At 64.4% G+C, this 3,890-nt stretch carries 6 protein-coding genes and 1 pseudogene; 1 reads left to right on the top strand and 6 read right to left on the bottom strand.

Annotated elements, in window-relative coordinates:
* Both EN949_RS33590 and EN949_RS33585 read right to left on the bottom strand, forming a co-directional pair.
* Positions 1-681: pseudogene (locus EN949_RS33590) on the bottom strand (DNA polymerase IV); the annotation flags it as partial.
* A 121-nt stretch (positions 682-802) separates the two neighbouring features.
* Positions 803-1,219: a helix-turn-helix domain-containing protein gene (locus EN949_RS33585; protein WP_127367732.1), complete on the bottom strand. Its 417-nt coding sequence runs from the start codon at positions 1,217-1,219 to the stop codon at positions 803-805.
* A 103-nt stretch (positions 1,220-1,322) separates the two neighbouring features.
* On the opposite strand from EN949_RS33585, the gene EN949_RS33580 reads away from it, so the two are divergent.
* A complete protein-coding gene (locus EN949_RS33580) occupies positions 1,323-1,922 on the top strand; it encodes a dihydrofolate reductase family protein (RefSeq protein ID WP_127367731.1) in 600 nt (199 codons plus the stop codon).
* Positions 1,923-1,946: 24 nt separating this feature from the next.
* On the opposite strand, the gene EN949_RS33575 is transcribed toward EN949_RS33580, so the two are convergent.
* The 4 genes from EN949_RS33575 to EN949_RS33560 form a co-directional block, all read right to left on the bottom strand.
* Positions 1,947-2,690, bottom strand: a complete 744-nt coding sequence (locus EN949_RS33575) for a 2OG-Fe(II) oxygenase (RefSeq protein WP_063168578.1) — start codon at positions 2,688-2,690, stop codon at positions 1,947-1,949.
* Complete coding sequence (locus tag EN949_RS33570; RefSeq protein WP_127367765.1) at positions 2,687-3,241, bottom strand: methylated-DNA--[protein]-cysteine S-methyltransferase; 555 nt, start codon at positions 3,239-3,241, stop codon at positions 2,687-2,689. Before EN949_RS33570 ends, EN949_RS33575 begins: the two co-directional genes overlap by 4 nt.
* Before the next feature lie 150 nt (positions 3,242-3,391).
* A complete protein-coding gene (locus tag EN949_RS33565; protein ID WP_127367766.1) occupies positions 3,392-3,619 on the bottom strand; it encodes a hypothetical protein in 228 nt (75 codons plus the stop codon).
* Between the two features lie 12 nt (positions 3,620-3,631).
* The coding region (locus EN949_RS33560; protein WP_164782631.1) for a methylated-DNA--[protein]-cysteine S-methyltransferase at positions 3,632-3,890 on the bottom strand (259 nt) is incomplete at its 5' end.

Below are 3,890 nucleotides of genomic sequence, written 5' to 3'. Positions count from 1 at the left end.
GTTCCAGGACAGGGCGGCGAGCTTTTCGCCGGCGGCGGGACCGAGCAGGCGCGTCAGCGCGCCGCCATGCGTCCTGGCCAGTTGACCGATGGTCTCGACGCCGATCTCGGCCAGCCGCGCCCTGGTCGCCGGGCCGACGCCCCCCATCAGTCCGACCGGCAGATCATGCAGGAAGGCGAGTTCGGTGCCGGGTTCGACGACCACCAGCCCGTCGGGTTTGGCGACCTGCGAGGCGATCTTGGCCAGATGCTTGGTGCGCGCCACGCCGATCGAGATCGGCAGGCCGAGTTCGGCCCGCACGCGGCGGCGGATGGTTGTCGCGATCTCCTGCGGCGAGCCGAACAGATGCGTGCAGCCGGCGACGTCGGCAAACGCCTCGTCGATGGAAATGCGCTCGACTACAGGCGTAAAATCGTCGAGCACCTTGATCGCCGCATCGCCCAGCCGCTGGTAATGGCTGAAATTGCCGCCGACGAAGATCAAATGCGGGCAGAGTTCGCGCGCCTTGCGCCCCGGCATGCCGCCACGCACGCCGAAGGCGCGCGCCTCATAGGAAGCGGCGAGCACGACGCCGCCGCCCACCGCGATCGGCTTGCCGCGCAGCGACGGATCGAGCAACTGCTCGACAGAGGCGTAGAAAGCGTCGAGATCGGCATGCAGGATGGTGGCTATCGTTTCCATCGACCGCACATCCGCAGTTGCTGATAGATTGGAACAAATAAAGAACAAAGATGGATCGTTGTCAAGCGAAGGGCGATTGGGTGCGGCAGCAGCCATGCCGGTTCGGCTTGAACGCAACCGCCTAGACACTATGCTCCGCTCGCAGCGCCGCTTTCATCTTTTCCAGCGCCGCTTCGCCGCCTGCCGCCAACTGATCGGTAATCCTGGCCAATCTCTCGTCGGCCTTGCGGTGCCTGCTGCCCCAGGCGCCGAGCGTCGCCAGCACCGGCAATAGGTCGATGCCTGCTTCGGTCAGCCGGTAGACCGTTCTCAAGCCATGCGTCGGGTCGTCGCTTCTGGTGAGGATGCCTTCGTCCTGAAGCGTTTGCAGTCGCTCGGCCAGCGTGCGCGAGGAGATGCCTTCGTCGGATTGCAGGAATTCGCGAAAGTGCTTTTTCCCGGCGAAGACCATGTCGCGGATGATGAGCAGCGTCCAGCGGTCGCCGATGAGTTCGAGCGACAGGTTGATCGGGCAGTCGGATTTTTCGCGCGTCGCCATCTATGGTTCCATTTCTAAATCACTTTACTATTGACATCGTTTTGGCCTTGCGTCAACAGTTCCAAATGTAAACTGTTTTGCGATAGCCGTGAGGAGAATGACGGTGAAAAAGCTGGTCCTGCAGATGCAGATGTCGGTCGACGGCTTTGTCGGCGCCACCGAGGATCATTCCTGGCAGCTCTGGGAGTGGGGTGACGAGAGCGCCTGGGACGATGAGCTGAAGCAGGACTTCAACGCTGTCTTCACAGGGGTCGATACCATCCTGCTCAGCCGCAAGATGGCGCAGGAGGGCTATCTCACCCATTGGGGCAATGCCGCCAAGAAGTTTCCGCACGATCCGTTCTACGCCTTTGCGCAACGCATCGTCGACGCCCGCAAGGTGGTGCTCAGTGATAAGCTCAAGCAATCGGCCGGGGAGCCGGTCTGGGAGCGCACGAGCGTGGCCAGCGGCGACCTGCCGCGCGAAGTCAAAGCGCTGAAAGCGGGCGAGGGCGGCGACATGGCCGTGTTCGGCGGCGCCGGTTTCGCGTCGGCGCTGATTGCGGCCGGGCTGGTCGACGAGTTTCAGCTTTTCATCAACCCGGCGGTGCTGGGTGCGGGCCGCCGGATTTTTGATCAGGGCGGTTTTAGAAACCTGCGGCTGCTCGGCTCGAAGACCTATGACTGTGGCATGGTGGTCAGTCGCTATGCACCGGCGGGGTGAGGGGGACCTCCATCTTCTCCCTGCTCACTTCGCATCGTGAAAAATAATCCCGACCGTGTGGCGCATGCCTGAGCGCAGCCGGCTGACGCCATGACGCAGGTTGACGCGGTAATTGCCTTTGGTGCCCTGCACCGGCCGGTTGTGGACGGCAAAGACAACGGCGTCGCCCTGGCGCAGCGGCACCACCTCGACCCGGCTCTGCATGCGCGGCCGCTGCTCGGTCAGCGCGAACTCACCGCCGGTGAAATCCTGGCCCGGCTCGGAGAGCAGGATCGCCACCTGCAGCGGAAAGGCGAGGTCGCCATAGAGATCCTGGTGCAGGCAGTTGAAGTCGCCAGGCACATATTGCAGCAGCAGCGGCGTCGGCCGCGTCTGGCCGGCGGCATGACACTGATCGAGAAACGCGGCATGCGTCGCGGGATAACGCATGGCCTGCCCCATCCGCTCGTTCCACCGATTGGCGACCTCGGCCAGCCTGGGATAGAGCGCGCTGCGCAGGCCGCCCAGAAGGTCGGGCAAGGGATAGCGGAAATAGCGGTACTCACCCTTGCCGAAGCCGTGCCTGGCCATATGGATGTGGCTGCGGAAATGCTCTTCTTTGGGATAGAGGCCGGCGATCTCCCGGCATTCTTCGGGCGAGAGCAATTTCTCGATCACCGCGCAGCCGAAGCCGTCGAGTTCGGCTGCAAGGGCGGGCCAGTCGTAACCGGCGACACGCGTCCGAGCAGCTTCAACCGCCGATGCGGCAACCCTGGCATGGGCATTCATATCGTAGCCTCCTTGTCGATCAGAGCGCGCTTGCGCTCGACGCCCCAGCGGTAGCCCGACAGCGTGCCGTCGGCGCGGACAACACGGTGGCAGGGAATGCCCAGCGCAATCGCGTTGGCCGCACAGGCCGTCGCCACGGCACGGGCGCCGTCCGGCTGGCCGAGGCGCTGGGCCAGCGCGGCGTAGGTGATGGTGGCGCCGCACGGGATGCCTCGGAGCGCCTCCCACACGCGCTGCTGGAATGGCGTGCCGCGGCGCAGGTCGAGCGGCAGGTCGAGGCCGACGCCAGGCATTTCGATGAAGCGCGCGATTGCCGCGAGATCGTCGCGCAAGGTGGCCCCGTCTTCGACCAGTAGCTTGCCCGGGAAGCGATGGCCAAGATCCTGCTCCAGTGTGTCGGCGTCCGAGCCGATCAGGATGGCGCAGACGCCGATAGCGCTGCGTGCCGCCAGGATTTTACCGATCGCGGATTCGCCGATGGCGTAGGCGATGGTGTCGAGGGCGGCGAGCTTGGTGGCTGTCGCCGGAATATTGGTTTGTACGAGGTTCATTGCCTTCACTCCTTTGTCTGTGCCTGAACCCTAGCCACGTGCTGATTGGCGCTCACTCCGATGCTTGCTTTCAAATTCGAATCTCCAAGGCAGGTGCTCTACGGCGCCGTAGAGCGCCGATTTTGATCATTGGCACTTCGCCTGAGGATGTCATGCGACACGGGTGACGGAAATTTCGCCCAGCACGAACACTTCGCCTGATGACAGGCGCAACTCAACCTCGCCGGTTGCGGTGCGGCTCCATTCGGCTTTGCCATCATCGACCATCTGGCCGATGGCGGTCATCACCCGTGATTTCGCGTCAGGGGCGCGGCGGCTGCCGGCAGCTTGGGTCTGGATGTTCGCATCGGTGGTGGGAGACCTTGCCATCGCGCGCATTGCCGGTCCTCGTCAGGCCCGCACCGACCGGTTGGCGTTGTCGGACGCTGCCTCGCGGTCGAGCAGCGCGCGCTTGCGCTCCGCGCCCCAGGCGTAGCCGGAAAGTGCGCCGTCCTTGCGGATGACGCGGTGGCAGGGAATGGCGACGGCAAGATTGTTGGCGGCGCAGGCGGCGGCGATGGCGCGGGTCGCCTTAGGTGCGCCGATGCGATGCGCGATCTCCGCATAGGAAACCGTTTGGCCGGCGGGGATGGCGCGCAAGGCCTGCCAG

This window comes from Mesorhizobium sp. M7A.F.Ca.US.007.01.2.1 (genome assembly GCF_003998165.1).
GTDB classification, from domain to species: domain Bacteria; phylum Pseudomonadota; class Alphaproteobacteria; order Rhizobiales; family Rhizobiaceae; genus Mesorhizobium; species Mesorhizobium ciceri.
Note: the sequence above shows the minus strand (reverse complement) of the source record. Positions and strands in the feature narration are given on the sequence as shown.